The organism is Geitlerinema sp. CS-897, assembly GCF_028368005.1.
Lineage (GTDB): Bacteria > Cyanobacteriota > Cyanobacteriia > Cyanobacteriales > Geitlerinemataceae > Baaleninema > Baaleninema simplex.
Genome location: NZ_JAQNCQ010000097.1, coordinates 1 through 20,088 on the forward strand (window position 1 = coordinate 1; position 20,088 = coordinate 20,088).

Here is a 20,088-nt window from a genome sequence, read left to right on the forward strand (position 1 = left end):
CCTTGGTATGTAGGGTAAATGCCTGTAGTCTCCATCTGGAAAGGGATTTCGCGATTTGAGTTCTCTTTTTATACAGTTTAGCAAAAACTATTGCTCTGTAAGGGTTTCAGCGATTTCTTGCATATTAACTTCGGAAGAGCCTAAAAATAAAATAGCGGCCAAACGATACTGAAGTGGGAGAGGTCTAGTTCCTCTCCCTACAGGAAGAGGAAAGAAAATGAATAGCTTTCAGTACTAAGTTCAGGCGTAGGTCATCTCGAACCCCCATTATGGCTGGTTCAGTCACCATTAAACTGACATAGTTTTAGTACGACTTACAGACTTCTTTCCTCTTCCTCTTCATCTCTCCAAGAAATAAGGAAAATGAAAACTTCGTGATATGACAACGTCTTTATTGATACAACTTCGATCGAACCTCGATCGCCTGCTTCAAGAAATCCCCTATCTCAAAATGCTGGTTCTCTTCGGTTCTCGAGCCAGGGGAGACACCCACACCAAAAGTGATTGGGATTTCGCTGCACTTTACGACGAAGAACTTCGCCAAAAAACCGTTGAAGGATTTGGCTGGTTTCGAGATGCGGGAATTCTCAGCGACTGTTTTGGGATTTCCAGCGACAATATCGATTTAGTGGAGATCGATCGCTGTTCGGATTTAATCGCGCACTATATCGCTCGCGACGGACAAGTTATTTACGAACGGGAACCGGGACTGTTTGCAGCCTTTCGCGATCGAGCCTTAATGAGCGAAGAACAGCTTCGAGAATTTTGTCAAAACATGACTCAAAAATTAGAAACTTCCTTACAACGAAGGGGATTATGAGCCGTATCGATCCAGCCGTCGTCCTCAACAAACTCAATTACATGGATAACTATCTAAACGAACTGGAAAAGGTTCGATCGATCTCTTTAGATGAGTATCTGAATTCGACTTTATATCAACGCTATGTCGAACGTTTAATCCAGCTAATCGTACAAGTTGGAATCGACTTAAACTTTTATATTTTAAAATGCTTGAGGCGACCCTTACCAGAAACGAGTAACGAGTCTGTCTTGGGATTAGTCGAACTCAATATTATCGAACCATCTTTGGCTCGAAATTTACAGGAATCTATCAAACTGAGAAATCTTCTCGTACATCTTTACGAAGAAATCGATTCAAAAATCGTTCATCGATCGATTTCTAATATCTTTGAAGATTACCCAAAATATCAAAAGTCAATGTTAGTTTATCTTCAGCAATCGAATCTAGTCGAGTAACTCGATACAACCATGACTACATCAACTCCCGAAGACTACAAAACCTTACTCAGAGAAGTCAAACAAAGAATTCGAGACGCACAATATCAAGCACTCAAAGCGGTAAACAAAGAACTCATCGCACTGTACTGGGATATTGGCAAAACCATCGTCACCCGACAACAAGGCGAAACCTGGGGAAAATCGATCGTTCAGCAACTCGCAAAGGATTTACAGTCTGAGTTTCCGGGGATTAGCGGATTTTCAGCAGCAAACCTCTGGAGAATGCGACTTTTTTACGAAACTTACGCTTCAAATGAAAAACTCGCACCATTAGTGCGAGAAATTGGTTGGACGCACAACATCGTTATTTTAGAAAAGTGTAAAGACGATCTCGAACGCGAGTTTTATCTTCGCATGACTCGTAAATTTGGCTGGACGAAAAACGTACTCATTCACCAAATTGAAAATCAAACTTACGAAAAAACGCTTCTTAACCAAACTAACTTTGACAACGCCTTATCTGAAGACGTTTGCAACCAAGCCAAACTCGCTGTTAAAGACGAGTACACTTTCGATTTTCTCGAACTCAGCGACGATTACAGCGAACGCCAACTCGAAACCGAAATCCTAACGCGAGTCGAACCCTTTTTACAAGAAATGGGAGGGATGTTCGCTTTCGTCGGAAGTCAGTATCGCGTGGAAGTTGGAGACGAAGAATATTTCATCGATCTGGTTTTGTATCATCGACAGCTTAAATGTTTGGTGGCTGTCGAACTCAAAATCGGTAAATTTCTTCCGGAATATGTTGGGAAAATGCAGTTTTATTTATCGGTGTTAGACGATACGGTGAGACTTCCTGACGAAAACCCATCTATTGGCATCATTTTGTGTAAGTCCAAAAACAAAACAATTGTCGAATATACCCTGAGAGATTCCAACAAACCGATTGGTGTGGCGACGTATAAAGTTGTTTCAAGCGTTCCCCAGGAACTCAAACAGCAACTTCCGGCTCCCGAACAAGTGGCAAAACTGCTCGATAACATTCAGTAATTCTTAGTGAAACAGGACGTGTGATGTCTTCTCAATCTCCCGAAAACTCCCAACAACTCAACTTATTTGACATGACGAACAATCCCGAAGAATTTGAAGAATTTGATTTCGAGTCGCTGAGTTCCGAAGATCTTGGATCGACGGAGGAAGAAGGCGATCGCACGATCGAACTCTCCAGCGAACTGCTCACGCTTAAACTCTTACAAGAAGCGATTGACAAAACCCATCCTGAAGATTTGGTGATGGCGGAGTTTGCGAAGTTCGTATTACCCAACTTACTTAAATACACCATCGGCGTGACGGCGAAAGGGGGATGGTTTTTTGAAGAACTCGATCGACGAGCAGCCATCAAAAAAATTGAAGCAGTTCGTCGCGGTAACACTGAAGAAGAACATAAATCGGTTCGTCGCGACAACGCCGCCGATCAGTCGCTCAATACCCATATTCTCAACGGACTGTTTCCCGCCAACGCGATCGAGCGTAAATTGCAAACGCTCAATACCACCGTTCGCCGAGTTATCGATGACTTTAGCCGAAAAATCGGACTGGCGGGATTCGTTCTCCACGACTTTGAAAAATTCGACTACCATCGCATCCCTGAAATTCCCGATGCTTACCGGGGAATGAGTCGAGATATCGATCGCGACATTCGCAAACTGTCCCTCGACGAACATCGCCAATTGTTTGACGTTCTCGTTCCCGCGTTGGGAATCGATCGCTTCCTATTTCCCGACAATCCCCAGCAGTGGCGAACCTACCGCGACGATCTGCTTGCGATCGCCTACAACACACAAGCGCAAAACGATACGAATCTCAATTTTTCCAATACCGGGTTAAATCCCGAACTTCGCGATCGAACCTTAAAGAGTCTCATCGATCTCACCTGTCTCGCCGATCGTCTGGCGTCGATTATCAAACATCCCCAAGATGTCGAGAAACGCAGTCTTTTAAAAGTTCTCGATCGACTCAGTGACGGTGAACTCAAATTTACCTATCACGCCATTTCTGAAAACCGAGGCGTTCTCACTAACATCGTTAACAACGCCGTGATGGACGCACATCGCGAACTCGACTATACACCTCTTCTCTATCTTCCCACAGGTGTCATTTATATGACTCCCAAAAATGCAGAGCAAGTTTCGTTAGACGATTTACCCGATCGCGTGGTTTCTAGCATTAAAACTCTCTGTGCAGGTGAACTTTGTCGCAAACAAACGGGATTTGGTCGCGATGGAAAGGGAATGAAGTACGCCGATTACTACAGTCAGTTTTTTGACGATCGCGGCTTGATGGAAGTGGCACTCGATGCGACGCTTCGGATTCTCAAAAATAAAAAACCAGTTTCTAAAAGTCGCAGCGACAACCTGAAAAAATTTCAAACTCAAGGGGTTCTCTCAGAAAATTACGATTTCAACTTTGAGGACGACATTCGGATCGATCGTATTGCTGAATTTGGAGATGTGGCAACTCGTAAAATTTGGGGCGATCGGCGATCGCGCATTGAAGCCTATTTAAAGGAAACCCACAAAGGAAAGAAAGCCAAAGAAGCGATTGCCAAACTTCCCGACCCCAATTTTATTATCGAAATTGCCAAAGCGTGGAAACTCGATTGCTATATTCCCCAAATCCGCGAAATTCAACAAATTAACGAAACCCTAAAACGCCTAAAACTCAAAGGAAATACTGGTGGTGTTCCTTACGAGTGGTATTTTCTAGCCGCGAAGTACCTTGAAGAAAACCCCGGACAAAGTGATGAAGATATTCAAAAAATCGGCGAACAAATTATCGGCTTCGTTCTTCAGTTAACTGCTCCCATTGTCGCTGAATACGACCTCGCCGACGGTTGGGACGACTTACGAGACTGGACGCGGCGAGTGGTGGTGTTACCCGGTCAAACTCGCGACGAAAATACCGACGATCGAGCCGAAATTTTCCTGAAAGAACTCGAGAACTACCAAGCGGCTAAAAAACCCGGTCGTGGCCGTCAACTCCTCTGTTCTCTCTCTCACTCTCCTTACAGTGTCAGCGAACAAATGGAATCCGCCGTATTGTTCACGCCGCAAGTGTATACCAACAAACAAATGTTGGGAGGGTCTAACGCCAAACGCAACATCTCTAGCATTGCGGGAACGGAAATGATGTTGCGACAAATTCTGATGAATCAGACTCAAACGGTTGGTAAACGATTTGAAGATGGAAAATATCGCTATCTCTATTTTTACCCAACTTACTATTTTACACCAGAAACTAACAATTTCATCGCTCGTGCCTATGCTAACATCGCACAAACTCGCTTCAATGCAGCCATTCGCGATCGCTTTATCGACCCGAAAGAACTCAAAGCCGATTTGAGTCTCGAACGCTATCAAACCGTCGATGCGTTTATCATCGACGAAGATTTACAAGAGAAAGTCAAGTTACCGGAAGGCAATCCCAATCGCAAGAGCGATCGCACTTTCAAACTGTCTTATCCAGAAGACAAACCGCTCACCTTTTACTTTATTGCCTTACCTCCCGGACGCGAACCCACCGATACTGAATCTTGGGTGATGCCAGCTTGGTTAGCGTTAGCATTTCCCAATATTCTCGATGTCAAAACTGTAGTTTCCGAATCGCCAATTCCGCCATTTCGCGATGGTGCAGAATTTGAAGAAACGGTTTTTCTCGACAGCGCACCCCAGGCGTTTCGAGTTTTGCTAAAACGCGATCGATTCCGACTTCACCACCTCCTCGAAGGTTGGCCGGAACTCGTCCGAAATCGCGAAACTTCAGAACTCGAAGACTTTATTCATCCGTCTCCCCTCAATACTCTCACCGCCGCTTATACAATTCATCTCGATGTCAATATTAAACGAGGTAAAAAAGGCTACGATGCCAACTGGGGAAAATTCGCCGAACTTGCCAACAATTTAGAAACCAGTCCGCTTTATGTATTTTCCTATCTTGCCAAACGATCGCGTGCGCGGGAAACCGACGCACCGAGTCCCAAACGAATTCAACTGTACGTCTATGACTTGTACCCCTGTTTTGACCCTTATGTTGAGGTCGATCGAACTTTGGAGACATTAACTGTGGGAACTGAATCACCCCTCAACCATCCGAAAAAACTCGTCGAATTGTATCGCAAATTTTATCGAGCCAATAAAAAGTACAATCCCAAATCGAACGCCGTTCTCAAACCGATCGATATTGCCTCAGATACGCTGTTAAAAGCAGAAACAAGCGTGTTTCACGGAGAAACCCTAGTCGCTGTCGTTGCGGCGGAAGTCTTCAAACTCATGGATCGCGTTCGCGCCTCTACTGCTGAAGGCTATTGGCAAATTCAAGATCGCGAAGCAGAACGTCAAGCGGTTTTAGAGTTTTCTCGCTACTTCGTGGAAGAGGTATTTGAGAAAGCGTTTAAAGGCGATCGCGCGCGTTTGGCGGGAACTCAACTCAACTTACTTCGCGATACTTGCGAATTTCTTTACCGCCTCGAACAAGACAAGGAAAATAAGGCTGATAAAGAGCAAAAACAAGCATCTGAGGCGAAAACTGAGAAGGAATAATGCCGTTACTCGATCCGAACCAGACTTACACATTTAGTAAATTTTTCGATCTGAAAATCGTTCCGAAGGATTTGGCGAAAGAGTTTGGCTATAGCTTAACTCGAACTTGGCTCGAACTTCCGCAGTATTCCCAGGAACTCGATCGCCTCGAAGATTTGCGATCGCGGTTCGTTGAAATTCTGCCATACTGCGATTTGTCCAACGAAGCCAGCCGTCGAGAAGTTCTCATTTCTCCCGTTCTTCTCGATCTGATTCATTACACCAAATCCGAACTTCGGATCGAGTATTCTGTGCAGGTCGATCGACAATTACAAGGCTATTTTGACTATTTGCTCGAAAATCACTCGAAGCTTTTAGTCGTTGAAGCTAAAAAAGGAGACTTGGACTTTGGCTTTACTCAGCTTGTCGCCGAACTCATTGCGCTCGATCGATGGCAAGTCGATAACCCACAATCTCATTTTGTCGGTGCAGTCACCACGGGGACAATTTGGCAATTTGCACGGATCGATCGAAGACAACAACACATCGAACAAGGATTAGATAGCTACCGAGTTCCCAACGATCTCGATTCGCTCATGCGAATTCTCGTTCAGTCCCTCAAGTCGGATTCTTGAAATCCTGCAATCCTCTCAATTTCAATTTTTTAAGGACACCCAACTTATGGCATTTCTCAAAACTCTCGATTCCAAATTCTTTCACAGCGAAATTCCCTACAAACCGATGGGAAAATACGCTCATTTTCTGACCCTTCGCGTGACAGAATCTTACCCCTTGTTTCAAACTGATGGCGAACTCAACAAAGCTCGCGTTCGTGCTGGAATTGAAAACCGACAAACCATCAGTCGCCTGTCCATGTTCAAACGCAAACAATCCACGCCAGAACGCTTAGTGGGACGGGAACTGTTGCGGAAATACGAACTGGTGAAACCCGAAGAGTGCGAATATAACGTCAAATTTGGCATGGACAATCCCGACTGTATTATTTATGGATTTGCTATCGGTGATTCGGGTTCAGAAAAGTCGAAAGTGGTGGTCGATACTGCCTTTTCCATCACGCCATTTGACGAGTCTCACGAAGCCTTTACTCTCAACGCACCCTACGAAAGCGGTACGATGGCGTCTAAGGGAGAAGCGGGTTCTAAACCCGGTGAAGTGACGAGTCGAATTAACCAACAGGATCACATTCGTCCGCAAGTGTTTTTTCCCAGCATTGTCACTTTGCGCGATCCGACGGAAGCCAGTTTCTTGTATGTTTTTAATAACATTTTACGGACGCGGCATTACGGCGCACAAACTACCCGGACGGGACGAGTTCGCAACGAGTTGTTAGGGGTGGTATTTGCCGACGGTGAAATTGTCAGTAACTTGCGTTGGACTCAGGCAATTTTCGATCGCTTGCCATCGGAAGTTCTCGAGTCGATCGATCCTCTCGACGAAGATATAGTTTTGGAAAAGGCGACGGAGGCAATTCAAGAATTGATGAATGAAGAATTTATCGTGCATACCGATTTTATTGGCGATGAGTTTCAGTCGTTGTTGGCAGAGGTGAAGTCTTTGACTTCTTCAGAAGAGGGAATTCAATCGATTTTGCAACAGGCTGACCGAGAAGCCAAGGCTTACGAGAAAGCTCATATTAAGAGCAAGAAATCTACGGCTCGCTCTTAATTAATTGAAGGGTGCGTTACGGCAAAAATTAAATTTGTTTCTGAACCCGATACAATAACTTGGGGAATGGGTTTGACAACGGTGCGTTACGGCGGAAATAAAATGGTTCGTCTTTAGACACACTTTGTTTCTCCGCCTAACGCACCCTACACAATGATTTGGAGATGTCGATCGTGACTTATATTTATCGCTGTCGTCTCGAACTTCACGACAGTTTGTATTTTGCGACGCGGGAAATCGGACGGCTGTACGAAACTGAGCCGATTTTGCACAATTACGCCTTGTGTTATGCGTTGGGATTCGTCGATAGCGATCGCTACGGCACTCGTGTCGAAACAGACAATGAGTATCGATATTTTTGTCGCCATCAAGTCCCTCAATACGAGGCACATTTGAGCCAACTCAACCATCGCGGAATTTACGTGACTCCCGCGCGATCGATCCATCACACTGCTGTTTTGCAGACGTGGAAATATGCAGACAATCGCTATCACGTCGAAATGCAGAAAACACAGAAAAATATTCCCAGTTTCGGACGAGCCAAGGAAATTGCACCGGAAAGTGAGTTTGAATGTTTTGTAATTTCTGAGACTGAGTTACCATTTCCAAAATGGATTCGCTTAGGAAAATGGATGAGTAAAGCGGCGGTGAACGCGGAACCTCTCCCCAAACCGACTTATCGAGAAAATCGATCGGTGACGGTTCCTTATCCGCTCAATCCCCTCGACGTAATGTTTTCCCATCGCGTGATGAGTTTTGATACGATTAATATGCCACCTGTGAGTTTGATTCGGAACGTCAAACTACAAGGTAATGTTTATGAGGTTCAATTGGAGAAAGAAACGATCGCTCTTCCGGCAAATATGACCTATCGATTTAGTTCGTGACGGGTATTCTCGACGATCGATCCGACTCTAAAATCGAATCGATCGCCATCTGAGACGTAGGGAATTAAGAAGAATATCGATCGAGCATTTTTCGATATTCTTGCATCATCAGTTGACGCAGGCTTTCGGGAGCGACAACTTCGCAATCTTCGCCATAGCGTCGAATGTCTCTGGCTAACCAGAAGGGGTTGGCGACGCGACGCACCACCTGGCGAACCTCCTTCTGGCGATCGTCTTTGAAAACTCGGTTTTCGAGATCGACGTTCTCTTGACCTTCGTAGGCTTTGACCATGCCGCGATAAAAGTGTAAGTGTACTTTGATGGTATCTAAGCCATCTTCTCGCCAGGGTGCGTCTGTGGGGACGATCGACTGAATGCGATCGAGCCGCAGACAGCGATTGTGTAGCAGTTCGGGAAACGGACTGTCTCGAATATCTTCGGTTTCGTCGCACCAAACCTGTAGATAGTAACGTTTTTCGTGAAAATCGAACTGAGCGTAACGAACGGTGTACGTGTACTCTTCTCCTTGGCTGTTGCGATAGAGAACGCGAAAGGATTGGCGGTTTCTCAGGTATTCTTCGACGACAACGCGCCAGGGTTGAGCGGTTTGACTGGTTTTCCGCATGAGATCTTGACGGCGAGAGGGGTCTAAGTTCCCGCGATCGAGAATGAGTTGTAACAGAGACGTTTCGCGAGAAACCTGCTCGATAAAAACATTGTCTAAATAGCCACGATCGAGAATGAGTTGTAAGACGGTTTGCGCCGGTTCGAGGGAACCTGTATCGATAAAGAGATTCACAGCCTGTTTCAGAACCTCCACTTGTTGAGGTGTCAGTGCAAATGGTTCGCCGATTTCGTACTGTTCCTCGGCGATCGCGACGATCAAACCGGAAATACTGGGAGATTTGCCCCACATGATGCCGAGACGACGGGCGATCGCCTCCAGTCGCGCCTTGGTTCCTGGGGGAATTGACAGTGTAATCGTCTCTTTTTTGCGTGCCATCAAAAAAAGTGTAATTACAATATTGACATTCTGGGTCGCAGGTGCAACACTATTATTAGTGTAATTGCAGATTGAATTCCGAGCTGCAAGTTGCAGTGTTTTTTCAACGGGGAGGATCACCGATGACCCGTCTGTTCGACCTCGTTCCAGGTCAACCCCAGTCTCTCGACGAACGGTATTTCAGCGAAATTCGTCCCAAACTCTACCAAAACCACGGCAAACACGCTCAATACGGCAGTCGTCGAGGTCGAAGTCTCGCCGAACACCTCGACTCCGCCTGTCAGTTCGTCCTCACGGTTAGCAAAATCGCCGAGGTTCCAGAAGAGAAGCGATCGCTCCTTCTGGCGGCGATCGCCGTTCACGACTTGAACAAACTCGACCCTCGCGAACGCAACGTCAAAACCCTCGCTCGCGATCGCTCCTTTCTCCGCCAAGAACTCGATCGCGCCTGTGTCGGTGACTTCGTTCGCAATGACGACGATCTCGAATGGGTTCGCCGGATTATCGAACGTCACTCCGACCACAACGTTAGCGATGGAATGCGGTTTTTTCCCGAAGATCCCAATATCGATCGATGGTCGGCGATGGTAGTGGCAGCGGATTTATTCGATTTAGGAATTGACGAGAAAAAGCGAATTCGCAAAGTTGCCAATAAGTTGACGATCGCACTTCAACGGCCTTGCGAGTTGTTTCGCGTCAGTTTAGCCGAAGATCGCGGTTACTTCACCTCGCTGCTGCTGTCCGCTTGCGAAAAAGTCTTATGCGATCGCGGTTTAATTCCCTTGGCGATCGAACCCGACGGCGAAATTTTCCTCGGCGAAACCTTTCCCGAAGACAACATCGTCTTTGATATTGCTCGAGAATGGCAAAAACAGATCGATCGCGTCTTTGGTTCCAACGTCAAGCAACTGGTTAAAGCCAGTAAAGACGGTATTAAAATCGACTCGCAAGCCATTCAACAAAATCCAGACGACGCACTCGAAGCCGTTGACGAACTTCTGGTTAAAAAAGCCAGGAGCTACAAAGCCGATAAAGTTCGATCGACTCTTGAAAAATACAGTAACGATGCTGGAGAAGAAGCTGTCGCGATCGCCGCCACTCTTGGCTTGTATCCCGTTTCTAATTCTGACGAGTTTGCGATTTCTGAAGGCTTAAAAGCGGTCTATCTCAGTTATCGAGAAGCCGAAATAAGTCCCAAAGAGGCTTGGGATCGCATTGCCGATCGCGTTAGACTTTCGCCAGAACAGCGAATTGCCCTCGAACCCTTTAACGCTCAATACGGACGCGGTTTGTTTGCCGCACAAGCCGTTTCGGGTGGATTAGAAAGCGTCTACGCCGCATTACAAGACTCGTTTCAACTGCGAACCACTGAAACTGTAGAAGTTTCCGAAGAACTCATCGACACCGTTCGACAACTGCTCGATCTTCCCATACTGCGATCGCTCCCTGGTATCGACGAGTTAACCGCTTACATCGAAGCCAATCCTCGCCAACGATGTTCTTTAGGAACCACTTCCGATCGGATTGACGAGTTGATTTCCCGAAAAATGCCCCCAGAAACGAAAGTTCAGGCATTTTCAAATCGCCTTCCGGGGGGAATGAGTGCAGAACCGAAACGGCGAGGCGATACACTCACCGCTCTCAGTTATCAGTTGATGGCGGTGGGGGCGAATTTTCCGAAAAGTGTCAAACAAGAGCCGATTTATTTACAGTTTGCACTTCCGACGGGTTCCAGTGTCGAACTGCGTCGAATTTGGCGCGATTTTCTTAGAGACACTGCTCGAATTAACGAAGAGGGAACAGTGACGGTTAACGAATTGGAACTGTATCGAAATAACGAACTGGCTTTTAAAGCCAATAAAGTCGTCGGATTTGCCTTTCCCAAACGTCCCGATTTCGTGAATTCTACAGTGACAATTCCCGTGATTTGGGGCGATGTGAATCACTCCATTTCGCTACTAAAGTCCTTACGACTGGCTTTAGAAATGAGTTTGGCGATCGATCTAGGATTTCCGTTTATCCTGAGTTCCAACTTAGAAATCAAACCCAACTGGGACGATTTCGGACAAGTCGAAGGAATTCCTTCGTCGTTACAGCCATTACTCGGGAACGGACGCTATCAGCGAGAGGGTCATCTACTCGAAAACGAGCGTCAAAATGCGCTGACCGCCGAGCGAGTTTTAGAACGATTGCGTTGCATCGGAAAACTGGCGATTTCGGTTTCGAGTCTTCAGAAAAAAGATGATTGTCTGTACGATCTAGCGCGTACCGCCGCGCGTCCGCTCGATTTTTATTACGTTCTGTTGCGCTGGGTTTTACGAGAACAAGACGATCCGAACTTAGAAGCCGTTTGGCGACGAATTCGAGAGCCGTTACGTCAATTACTGGAGAATCTTATGTCAGAGGAACATACGTGCGTTTCTAACTATTTGAAACAAGCAGCACATATTGCTGAAGTGGGTAAGCTGCGGGGGAGTTCGTTTCGTCGAACTGCTCAATCCGAGCCGTTTTCTGAATTTATCAAAGCGGTGCGATCGAAAAAGTCTCATATGGACTGGGATACCGTGTTTGCGGCTCTGGTTCAGCAATATCACACCCGGCTCGATCGCATTCGAGAACATAATGTCGGAGCGACGAAATACGAACAAGTCAAACAGTTTTACGATGTTTTGAAAAAGCTGTTTGAAGAGGTTTATAACTCTCGTCCCGAACGGTTGTTGACGGACAGCAAAACCCTCGAAGCGGCGTATCTGTTTTTCCTACAGGAAGCTCGTCAAGAACTCAACTCTAAAAAAGACAAGTCCGAATAGACGAAATTGTTGAATTTTGTCTTCAAGTCAATCTACACATTAAACCCCATTGGAGAAATTGAAAATGTCGATCGAGAAATTACAATCCTTCCTCGCTCCCAATTACGAAAACTTTCCCAAAGGTCGAACTATTGGTGTTGTCGTACTTCGGACGACTCAATCGGAAACCATTTTCCGAACCGAAGGAACTGGCGAACCCATGTGTCGCGAGTCAGTTCGAGCTGGCGTTCAAAATCTAGAATCAATTCTACGTTTGGTGATGACAAAGCGCAAACAAATCGCACCCGAACGGCGTCGAGGACGGGAATTTTTACGAAGCCACGAGCTGCTTTATCCCGCTCCGAAAAGTCATTCTCCTTGCTCGCTCAACACCAACGCTCCTTGTGAAATGTGCGTAGACTGTTTTTTGTACGGTTTTGCCGCTGGGGGAGAAGGGGCGCAAAAAAGTCGCGTTTGGACAGAAGATGCGTTTAGCGTTTTACCTTCGAGCGAATTAATCGGCGATCGCACCATTAACGCTGTCTTTGAAACCGGAACCATGCGGGATGAAGAAGGCAAAGCCTCCACCGCTCTCAACACCAGCGAATATATCAAACCTGGCGTTCACTTTCTCGATATCGTTACGTTCAAAGACGTGACCGCCGACGAGTTGCGTTACGCCTTGGGAAATCTCCTGCTAACCACTCGTTACGGAGCGGTATCCAGTCGCGTCGGACGCATGGAAAACCAAATTCTCGGTGTATTTGGCGGCATTACAGAGTTGCCCAGTTCTCTCGAACTCGTGCAAGGAATTTACGATCGCCTCGTCGCCGAAAACGTTCCCCTCGAACACCCCTTCGACACCGCAACCCTCATCGACGCCACCCAACCCATTCTCAATTCTTGGACGAACAAACGGGGAATTTCAGTGAAACTGTCTGCCGAAGAACTCGAACAAGTTGTTGACGATATCGATCGCCATTGGTCGATGGAAGAACGAGAAACCTTTCTCAAACGATTAGACGCCTCCTATCAACCCTATCGCCAAATCAAAAACGCATCGAGTCAGAAAGGACGCAAAAACAAATCTGAGGAATAAGTCATGCAATCGGAAAACCTCACGCTGACCGATTCCCCACCCTTTACTACTGCCCGAATCGTTCGATTGTGGTGTGCCGAACCCGTGTTTTTCGCCTCGCGGGAACTCTCCGACACCTACTATACCGAAGGAGCGATCGGGAACTACGCCCTCGCCTACGCCCTCGGTTGGGCGAGATCCCCCTATCGCCTGACGGGGAAAGACACCGGACGCCCGAGATATCGGGAGGATCTCACGCCGTTGTCGGGAAAACGCTACGTTCTCCCCGCCTGGCCTGTCGAAAACAGTCCCTCGTACCGTTTCGAGCGATTTAACGCCCTGTCCGATGCCTACTGGTACGCCATGACGAACAACCGCGTCGCCACCGCCAGGGAAGACTTACCGCTCAAGCGAACCGGGAAAAAACCCAACACCTACCGTCCGAGTAACTTTCCACAAACGGGACGCTTGCGCGTTATCGATCGCGGAAACCGCTTTGAGACTCTGGTTTTCGGTGATGGCGAACTTCCCGAATACGTCCGCGTGGGCAAATTTACCAGCAAAGTTCGCGTCGAAACTGGGGAGGCGTTACCCATCCGACAACTTCCCGTCGATACCTATCGTTGCAACACCTATCTCAACTCGGCAGATTTACCCGCTTGTCTCGAACTCTTTACTTTCGATTTAATGGCAATTCCTCCCGTGTCGCTGTTAAAAAATTTGAAATTTCGCGGTGCAGCGTGGCAAATCGGAGACTTTATCGTTCCAGCAAATTTGAACTTTCTAGGAGGATGCGATCGTGAATAACCTCAAAACAACACCGCTCGAGATTTTCCTCGAACCGGCCAGCATTGCAGCGAGTTCGGAAAACCAAATTCCCGAACCGCTAAAACGAGCCTTTGGCGGAAAAGCGTTACAGCATCAGATCGATGTTTTTGAAGCGGCCAAGGAAAACGATATTATTCTCGTTCTCACTCCGACGGGAACGGGAAAAACCAAAGCGGGGTTCAGCGTTATTTTACAAAATTCCCAGCGAAACGTCGTGTATGTCGCACCGACGAACGCCCTCGTCGAACAACAAACTGAAGCCGCCAAACGGTTTGTGAAAGATGCCGGTTTGCCCCATGTGGTGAAAGCGGCGTCGGCGAAAGAGGTGAAAGCCTGGCCGGACGATCGCGTGGGAAAGCGTTCGGGGGAGAAAATTTACAACGTTTTGCTGAATCCTGCGACGCTGTTTCCCGAATGTGGCGGTGGACGACCGATTTTGTTGGTGACGAATCCCGATATTTTTTATTACGCGGCATTTTTTCAATACAATCGACAAGATCGATCGAACATCGCCAGCGTCTTTTATAAAAGTTTCGCGACGGTGATTTTCGACGAGTTTCACCTGTACGATGCCAAGCAGTTAGTGAGTTTACTGTTTTATTTAGCAGTTTCTCACGTCTTCGGCTATTTCCAATACAACCGGAAAGTTGTCTTACTTACGGCGACACCCGAACCCGCTTGTGAGGCGGCGTTGAAAACTCTAAAAATTGACGGCGTTCGCATCGATCGCATTGACGGACAGCAGAACACCGAAAATTTGATTCCTTCTCAAACCGGAGTAAATTTAGCAATTCGATCCTATCCCGAAAAAGACGAAATCGTGCGAGAAATTGTCTGGGAAGTGTGCGATCGCCTTGAAAAACGTCCCGACGACAACGGTGCAGTCATCTTAGATTCCAAAGATACCCTCAACGCCATCGCCAAAGAATTACGCGATCGCGGATATGCTGATGACTGCGGACGTATCACAGGAGATACGCCTAAAGAGGAACGCTTTAAAGCCGCTCAAAAACAAGTCATTCTCGCCACCAGTACCGTTGATGTTGGATTCAACTTCGAGCGAAAGATCGATCGCGATCGCCAAAACCTAGACTGGTTAATTTTCTCCTCTCGCGATCGATTCTCCTTTTGGCAGCGCATCGGACGAGTGGGGCGAGTTTTAGGAAAGGTCAAAACCGACGTTTCTTCCGATGCGATCGTCTATTTACCCGAAGATGCTTGGCAACAAGGACTTCAAGATCTCGACCTTTCTGGCGGACGCAAGGCACTTCAAGAAACCCTCGAAACTCTCGACTGTTTGCAACGACCGTTTCTCGAAATTTACTGGCGTTCCGAAGCCTTTTTAGAAATCGCGCGTCCCTTGCTCGAACTCGAAACTGACCTCGTTAACACGCCAGGAGAAACGTTTATTCCTCAATTATATCACACTCTTCAAACATTGTTAGGAGGCAGTCAAGATTGGCAATACTATCGAAAACGCATGAAAGTATTACAAGGTGCAGAAAACATTTCTAAAACCTCGATCGAGAAAATTCAAAAAGACTGGAAGTATATCAAAGGCGGTCAAAACTGCGTCAGGAGTTTTCTCAAAGCCCATTGCCCAGAAGAATTAGACGCGATCGATTCTGGAACAACCTCGATTGAGGAATTAGAATCAGCAATCTGCAACCATCGCAATCTAACCGAACGACTCAAACAGTACGCCACCATTTTACAAACCAGTTACGCACCGCTCTTTCGCTTTCGAGACAGTTTGTTTGAGAATGTCAAAATTGAAGATCCTCAAGGGTTTCTTCTCGACAACTGCGGCGAAACCAATCTCGATCCCCTGCATCTTTTACGATTTTACGAATTTGTCTCAGACGGCGATCGCATTCTCGTCCTCGATCGCGCCAAACAAGCCTACAACCTGAGTTTCTTTTTAAAAGTCGCCGATCTCGACGATTTTAAAAACACCAAACTGGCAAAACTCTACGCTTTTGAGGATTTACAAATCCAGCGCAACCTCGGAGAAATCGTGCGATCGACCTCAAAAACCGCAGAATTCACATCTTCCCTCATTCCCGGCGTTGTGGTCAAAGAACACCTAAAAAATCGCTGGGCAATTCTCAAACTCAAAAAACAAGGATTAGATTGCTATCCACTGACCGTCAGCGACTACAGCGGACGAGAAGACAACTATACCTTTTTCCCGAGTCTGTCAGGAATTTTAGCGATCGCCGCCGCCGGATTTGCCTTAAAATGTCCCGATAATGAAGAATTTTGGTGTGTTTAAACAATGCCTCACAGTCTCGTTTTCAACTTCATCCCCGAAACTCCCATTTATCCCGAATACGCCACGGGGCGACACCTACACGCCCTTTTTCTCACCGCCGTCAACGCCGTAGACTCCTCTCTCGCCAGCTACCTTCACGAAGCCAAAACAAACAAAGCCTTTACACTCTCGCCGTTACAAGTGGTGCGCCACTCCCGCCGCGATCGCCGCCCTTCAATTCCCTCAATTTTACAATTCCAGCATCGCTATCCCATCCAACCGGAAACCCCCTGTTGGTGGCGTGTTTCCCTCCTCGACAATAGCCTTTTCGGAAAACTAAGTCACCTGTGGCTGAATCTCAACTCGGGACAACCTTGGCATTTAGGCGCGGCGAATTTACAGATTACAAGCATTTTGGGAACGCCGCAATCCATTCAACCTTGGGCGAACGCTGCCACCTACGCCGAACTCTACGAAAACGCCTCAGATAACAACCGCCGCATTTCATTTCAGCTTTCCACTCCCGTCGCATTTCGACAGAAAAAATACGATACCGCCTTACCCAGTGCCGAATCGGTATTTAAAAGCTTGCTGAATTCTTGGAATAAATATAGCGGCATCGAATTACCTGAATTTTCCACAGAGTTCGTTTTTCCCTGCTACTTCAACATTCATACCGAAATTGTCGATTTCGACTTTCGGAAAAAAGGCAAATCCGGCAAATTTATCGGTGCTGTCGGAACCATCGACTATCGCATTTTAGGAGACGTTGCCCCCGAAACCATACAAACCCTAAACGCCCTAGCGGATTACGCTTTGTATACCGGAATCGGACGAAAAACCACGATGGGAATGGGGGTTGCACGAAGAAATTCCCGATGACATCTCGCACATAGGATAACGAACCATGACTGAAGTATTAACCGAAGTCGCGATCGCTTCACTGAACCATTTCGCCTATTGTCCTCACCGTTGCTGGCGGATGTTTTGCGCCGGAGAATTCGTCGAGAACGCCTACACCGTCGAGGGGACGATGTTACACGATCGCGTTCACACCCTCGGAGACAGTTTTCGCGACGGAACATGGCAAGTGCGATCGATTTGGCTTAAATCCGAACGCTACGGATTGGTTGGAAAAGCCGATCTCGTAGAGTCTCAGGAAGGAGAAATTTACCCCGTAGAGTACAAGCGAGGGCGTCCGAATCCTTGGGATAACGATGCTTTACAAGTCTGCGCTCAAGGGTTGTGTTTGGAAGAAATGACAGGAAATCCAGTCACAAAAGGTTATATTTATTCCCTGCAATCCCACCAGCGACAGGACGTATTACTCGACGAAGCCTTGCGTCGAGAAACGATTGAAACCCTCGAGGCGGTGCGTCAGATGCTGCACACCGGAAAAATGCCCCCAGCGGCGTACGACAAACGCTGTCGCGGATGCAGTTTGTACGACAGTTGTTTACCGCAAGCCACAGCCAAAGTCGACCGATACAGAGAGGCGTGAAGACAGCCCGTAGGGTGCGTGACTTGAAAAATAGGGTGTTAATTCTTAAACCGATCGCTCGTCACGCACCGCCAATGTACACCGCCAACAGACAAGGGTACGTGACTTGAAAAATAGGGTGTTAATTCTTAAACCGATCGCTCGTCACGCACCGCCAATGTACACCGCCAACAGACAAGGGTACGTGACTTGAAAAATAGGGCGTTAATCCTTAAACCGATCGCTCGTCACGCACCACCTTTTTACAGTCGCCCTATCCTCTCGAGAACGAGAATTTCATCGTACATATATATAAGGAGAAACAACAATGGGAACCGTGTATATCACCCAAGAAGACGCATTTTTGGGAAAAGTTGACGAACGGTTGAGCGTGAAATACCAACGCGATCGCCTCCTCGACATTCCGTTGATTAAAATTAACGGTATTGTCGTGTTGGGACGGGCGACGGTGTCTCCAGCGGTGGTCGAAGAATTACTCGATCGCAACATTCCCCTGAGTTTTCTAACCCGTACCGGACGCTATCGCGGGCGGTTAGAACCCGAAGTCACGCGCAACATTTTCGTGCGTCGGGCCCAGTGGGGAGCGTCAGGAGAAACCTCCATCTCCACCGACGCCGTGCGAGGGTTCGTGCGTGGGAAGTTAAAAAATTACCGCAGTTTGTTGCAACGCAAACAACGCGAAAACCCGGAATTGACACTAGGAGAAGCGATCGAGCAATTACACCGAGCGATCGCGGCGTTAAAGAAAACCCACAATATCGATCGTTTGCGAGGCTATGAAGGGGCCGGAAGTGCAGCGTATTTCGGCTGTTTCGGTCAACTCGTCCGTGGAGAGGGGTTTAGCTTCACCCATCGCAATCGCCGTCCGCCCCTCGACCCAATTAATTCCTTACTCAGTCTAGGTTACGCACTCCTGCGTCACGACATCCAGAGCGCGTTAAACATCGTCGGATTCGATCCCTATTTAGGATATCTTCACACCGAACGTTACGGTCGTCCGTCCTTAGCCTTGGACGTGATGGAAGAGTTTCGCCCCTTGGTGGTGGATGTGGTGGCGTTGGCGGTGACGAACAAGCGTCTGTTGACGCCGGGAGATTTCGAGACAGAACCCGTTAGCGGGGCGGTATCGCTGACGTCAGACGGTTTGAAGGTGTTTTTACGGGCTTACGAGGAAAAGAAACAGTCGAAGTTCAAGCATCCCGTCATGGGGTGTCAGTGTACTTATCAGGAGGCGTTTGAGATTCAGGGGCGGCTGTTGGCGAAGTTTTTGATGGGCGAAACCGATAAATATCCGCCGCTGGTGTTGCGGTGAGCGAGTCGGGGCGAGAAAATCTCGCCCCTAGAAAATAAAGCTGTGTAGAGAAGAACGAGCAATGATGCACGTAGTCGTTTGTTACGATGTGTCTGAGGACAAGCGCCGCACGAAGATTCATAAGGTATTGAAGTCTTATGGGGAGTGGATGCAGTACAGCGTGTTCGAGTGCGATTTGACGGATACGGAGTACGCCCGTTTGCGGCGGCGGTTGCAGAAATTGATTCAACCGGAAACTGACAATATTCTGTTTTATTTTTTGCGCGGGAAGCATCATGGAACCGTCGAACGGATTGGCTGTCCGCCTCCGAGGGATACGACAGTGTTTTTCTGTTGAGTTTTGTAACGATTTGCGCGATAGGGAGGGTGTTTGAGGGAGACGGTGGGAAAAACAGGCTGTATGGCTGATGGAGCGAGGGTTTGGAGCGCTGGCGGCAAAGGGGCGATTCGCGCAAACGCTGTAAGGCTTATGGAGCAGAGGTTTTCGGGATTGGCAGACGCAAGGAGAGTTGTGTTTTCAGCGCGATCGATGCTATTGTTAGGGGGATACGCGCAACTGAACCTTGAAAACTGCATAGTATCTAGGTTCTACGGTAGGGGGGTTGAAATTCACCAAAATCCCTTTGAGGGATTGAAACTGTTGCGCCCGTAAATCCCCAAATACCGCATCGCTCGGTTGAAATTCACCAAAATCCCTTTGAGGGATTGAAACTGTTGGGGTTGCCCGTGACAGTGGTTTTTGCTTTAAGTTGAAATTCACCAAAATCCCTTTGAGGGATTGAAACGATTGCCGTTGTCATGCTTAAGCCTAAAATGCGTCGTTGAAATTCACCAAAATCCCTTTGAGGGATTGAAACAGACGATGCGATCGCCCCCTTCACGGGGATGTTCGACGTTGAAATTCACCAAAATCCCTTTGAGGGATTGAAACATC

At 47.4% G+C, this 20,088-nt stretch carries 16 protein-coding genes and 1 CRISPR repeat array; of the genes, 15 read left to right on the top strand and 1 reads right to left on the bottom strand.

Annotation, left to right across the window (positions count from 1 at the left end):
* The first annotated feature begins 379 nt into the window (after positions 1 to 379).
* The 7 genes from mntA (at position 380) to cas5d (POG22_RS05885) (ending at position 8,389) form a co-directional block, all read left to right on the top strand.
* Entirely contained in the window at positions 380 to 820 is a 441-nt protein-coding gene (mntA, locus tag POG22_RS05855; RefSeq protein WP_498904125.1) for a type VII toxin-antitoxin system MntA family adenylyltransferase antitoxin, read from the top strand.
* Positions 817 to 1,257 carry a type VII toxin-antitoxin system HepT family RNase toxin gene (gene hepT, locus POG22_RS05860; protein ID WP_498904127.1) on the top strand — a complete coding sequence of 147 codons (441 nt, stop codon included), beginning with the start codon at positions 817 to 819 and terminating at the stop codon, positions 1,255 to 1,257. Before mntA ends, hepT begins: the two co-directional genes overlap by 4 nt.
* A 12-nt stretch (positions 1,258 to 1,269) precedes the next feature.
* Positions 1,270 to 2,289, top strand: coding sequence for a PDDEXK nuclease domain-containing protein (locus tag POG22_RS05865; protein ID WP_498904129.1), 1,020 nt, complete (start codon positions 1,270 to 1,272; stop codon positions 2,287 to 2,289).
* A 23-nt stretch (positions 2,290 to 2,312) separates the two neighbouring features.
* A complete protein-coding gene (gene cas10d / locus POG22_RS05870) occupies positions 2,313 to 5,837 on the top strand; it encodes a type I-D CRISPR-associated protein Cas10d/Csc3 (RefSeq protein WP_498904131.1) in 3,525 nt (1,174 codons plus the stop codon).
* Positions 5,837 to 6,451 carry a hypothetical protein gene (locus tag POG22_RS05875; RefSeq protein ID WP_498904132.1) on the top strand — a complete coding sequence of 205 codons (615 nt, stop codon included), beginning with the start codon at positions 5,837 to 5,839 and terminating at the stop codon, positions 6,449 to 6,451. The genes cas10d and POG22_RS05875 overlap by 1 nt, the downstream gene beginning before the upstream one ends.
* A 46-nt stretch (positions 6,452 to 6,497) precedes the next feature.
* Positions 6,498 to 7,502, top strand: coding sequence for a type I-D CRISPR-associated protein Cas7/Csc2 (cas7d, locus tag POG22_RS05880; RefSeq protein ID WP_498904134.1), 1,005 nt, complete (start codon positions 6,498 to 6,500; stop codon positions 7,500 to 7,502).
* Positions 7,503 to 7,675: 173 nt separating this feature from the next.
* Positions 7,676 to 8,389, top strand: a complete 714-nt coding sequence (gene cas5d / locus POG22_RS05885; RefSeq protein ID WP_498904135.1) for a type I-D CRISPR-associated protein Cas5/Csc1 — start codon at positions 7,676 to 7,678, stop codon at positions 8,387 to 8,389.
* A 64-nt stretch (positions 8,390 to 8,453) separates the two neighbouring features.
* Here the strand turns inward: cas5d (POG22_RS05885) and POG22_RS05890 are convergent, their stop codons facing one another.
* Positions 8,454 to 9,392: a helix-turn-helix transcriptional regulator gene (locus POG22_RS05890; protein ID WP_498904136.1), complete on the bottom strand. Its 939-nt coding sequence runs from the start codon at positions 9,390 to 9,392 to the stop codon at positions 8,454 to 8,456.
* 122 nt (positions 9,393 to 9,514) lie between these two features.
* Between POG22_RS05890 and POG22_RS05895 the strand changes: the two genes are divergently transcribed.
* From POG22_RS05895 to cas2, 8 genes are all read left to right on the top strand, one after another.
* Positions 9,515 to 12,202, top strand: a complete 2,688-nt coding sequence (locus POG22_RS05895) for a CRISPR-associated protein Csc3 (RefSeq protein ID WP_498904138.1) — start codon at positions 9,515 to 9,517, stop codon at positions 12,200 to 12,202.
* 64 nt (positions 12,203 to 12,266) lie between these two features.
* Positions 12,267 to 13,280 carry a type I-D CRISPR-associated protein Cas7/Csc2 gene (cas7d, locus tag POG22_RS05900; RefSeq protein WP_498904140.1) on the top strand — a complete coding sequence of 338 codons (1,014 nt, stop codon included), beginning with the start codon at positions 12,267 to 12,269 and terminating at the stop codon, positions 13,278 to 13,280.
* A 3-nt stretch (positions 13,281 to 13,283) separates the two neighbouring features.
* Positions 13,284 to 14,066, top strand: a complete 783-nt coding sequence (gene cas5d / locus POG22_RS05905) for a type I-D CRISPR-associated protein Cas5/Csc1 (protein ID WP_498904141.1) — start codon at positions 13,284 to 13,286, stop codon at positions 14,064 to 14,066.
* Entirely contained in the window at positions 14,059 to 16,362 is a 2,304-nt protein-coding gene (gene cas3 / locus POG22_RS05910; protein ID WP_498904143.1) for a type I-D CRISPR-associated helicase Cas3', read from the top strand. The genes cas5d (POG22_RS05905) and cas3 overlap by 8 nt, the downstream gene beginning before the upstream one ends.
* A gap of 3 nt (positions 16,363 to 16,365) precedes the next feature.
* Positions 16,366 to 17,223 (top strand): CRISPR-associated endoribonuclease Cas6, encoded by an 858-nt coding sequence (gene cas6 / locus POG22_RS05915; RefSeq protein WP_498904144.1) that lies wholly within the window; start codon positions 16,366 to 16,368, stop codon positions 17,221 to 17,223.
* Positions 17,224 to 17,248: 25 nt separating this feature from the next.
* The gene (gene cas4 / locus POG22_RS05920) at positions 17,249 to 17,842 is read left to right on the top strand and encodes a CRISPR-associated protein Cas4 (protein WP_063715737.1); all 594 of its coding nucleotides are present in this window, start codon (positions 17,249 to 17,251) and stop codon (positions 17,840 to 17,842) included.
* Positions 17,843 to 18,149: 307 nt separating this feature from the next.
* On the top strand, positions 18,150 to 19,154 hold the full coding sequence (gene cas1d, locus POG22_RS05925; RefSeq protein WP_063715738.1) for a type I-D CRISPR-associated endonuclease Cas1d: 1,005 nt from the start codon (positions 18,150 to 18,152) through the stop codon (positions 19,152 to 19,154).
* 64 nt (positions 19,155 to 19,218) lie between these two features.
* On the top strand, positions 19,219 to 19,491 hold the full coding sequence (gene cas2 / locus POG22_RS05930; protein ID WP_063715741.1) for a CRISPR-associated endonuclease Cas2: 273 nt from the start codon (positions 19,219 to 19,221) through the stop codon (positions 19,489 to 19,491).
* A 264-nt stretch (positions 19,492 to 19,755) separates the two neighbouring features.
* A CRISPR array of direct repeats spans positions 19,756 to 20,085; the repeat unit is 37 nt; unit sequence GTTGAAATTCACCAAAATCCCTTTGAGGGATTGAAAC.
* The last annotated feature ends 3 nt before the right edge of the window (positions 20,086 to 20,088 follow it).

Coding starts and splice junctions, on each gene's coding strand:
- mntA (WP_498904125.1), top strand. CDS start 380: ATGACAACGTCTTTATTGATACAACTTCGATCGAACCTCGATCGCCTG.
- hepT (WP_498904127.1), top strand. CDS start 817: ATGAGCCGTATCGATCCAGCCGTCGTCCTCAACAAACTCAATTACATG.
- POG22_RS05865 (WP_498904129.1), top strand. CDS start 1,270: ATGACTACATCAACTCCCGAAGACTACAAAACCTTACTCAGAGAAGTC.
- cas10d (WP_498904131.1), top strand. CDS start 2,313: ATGTCTTCTCAATCTCCCGAAAACTCCCAACAACTCAACTTATTTGAC.
- POG22_RS05875 (WP_498904132.1), top strand. CDS start 5,837: ATGCCGTTACTCGATCCGAACCAGACTTACACATTTAGTAAATTTTTC.
- cas7d (WP_498904134.1), top strand. CDS start 6,498: ATGGCATTTCTCAAAACTCTCGATTCCAAATTCTTTCACAGCGAAATT.
- POG22_RS05890 (WP_498904136.1), bottom strand. CDS start 9,392: ATGGCACGCAAAAAAGAGACGATTACACTGTCAATTCCCCCAGGAACC.
- POG22_RS05895 (WP_498904138.1), top strand. CDS start 9,515: ATGACCCGTCTGTTCGACCTCGTTCCAGGTCAACCCCAGTCTCTCGAC.
- cas7d (WP_498904140.1), top strand. CDS start 12,267: ATGTCGATCGAGAAATTACAATCCTTCCTCGCTCCCAATTACGAAAAC.
- cas5d (WP_498904141.1), top strand. CDS start 13,284: ATGCAATCGGAAAACCTCACGCTGACCGATTCCCCACCCTTTACTACT.
- cas6 (WP_498904144.1), top strand. CDS start 16,366: ATGCCTCACAGTCTCGTTTTCAACTTCATCCCCGAAACTCCCATTTAT.
- cas4 (WP_063715737.1), top strand. CDS start 17,249: ATGACTGAAGTATTAACCGAAGTCGCGATCGCTTCACTGAACCATTTC.
- cas1d (WP_063715738.1), top strand. CDS start 18,150: ATGGGAACCGTGTATATCACCCAAGAAGACGCATTTTTGGGAAAAGTT.
- cas2 (WP_063715741.1), top strand. CDS start 19,219: ATGCACGTAGTCGTTTGTTACGATGTGTCTGAGGACAAGCGCCGCACG.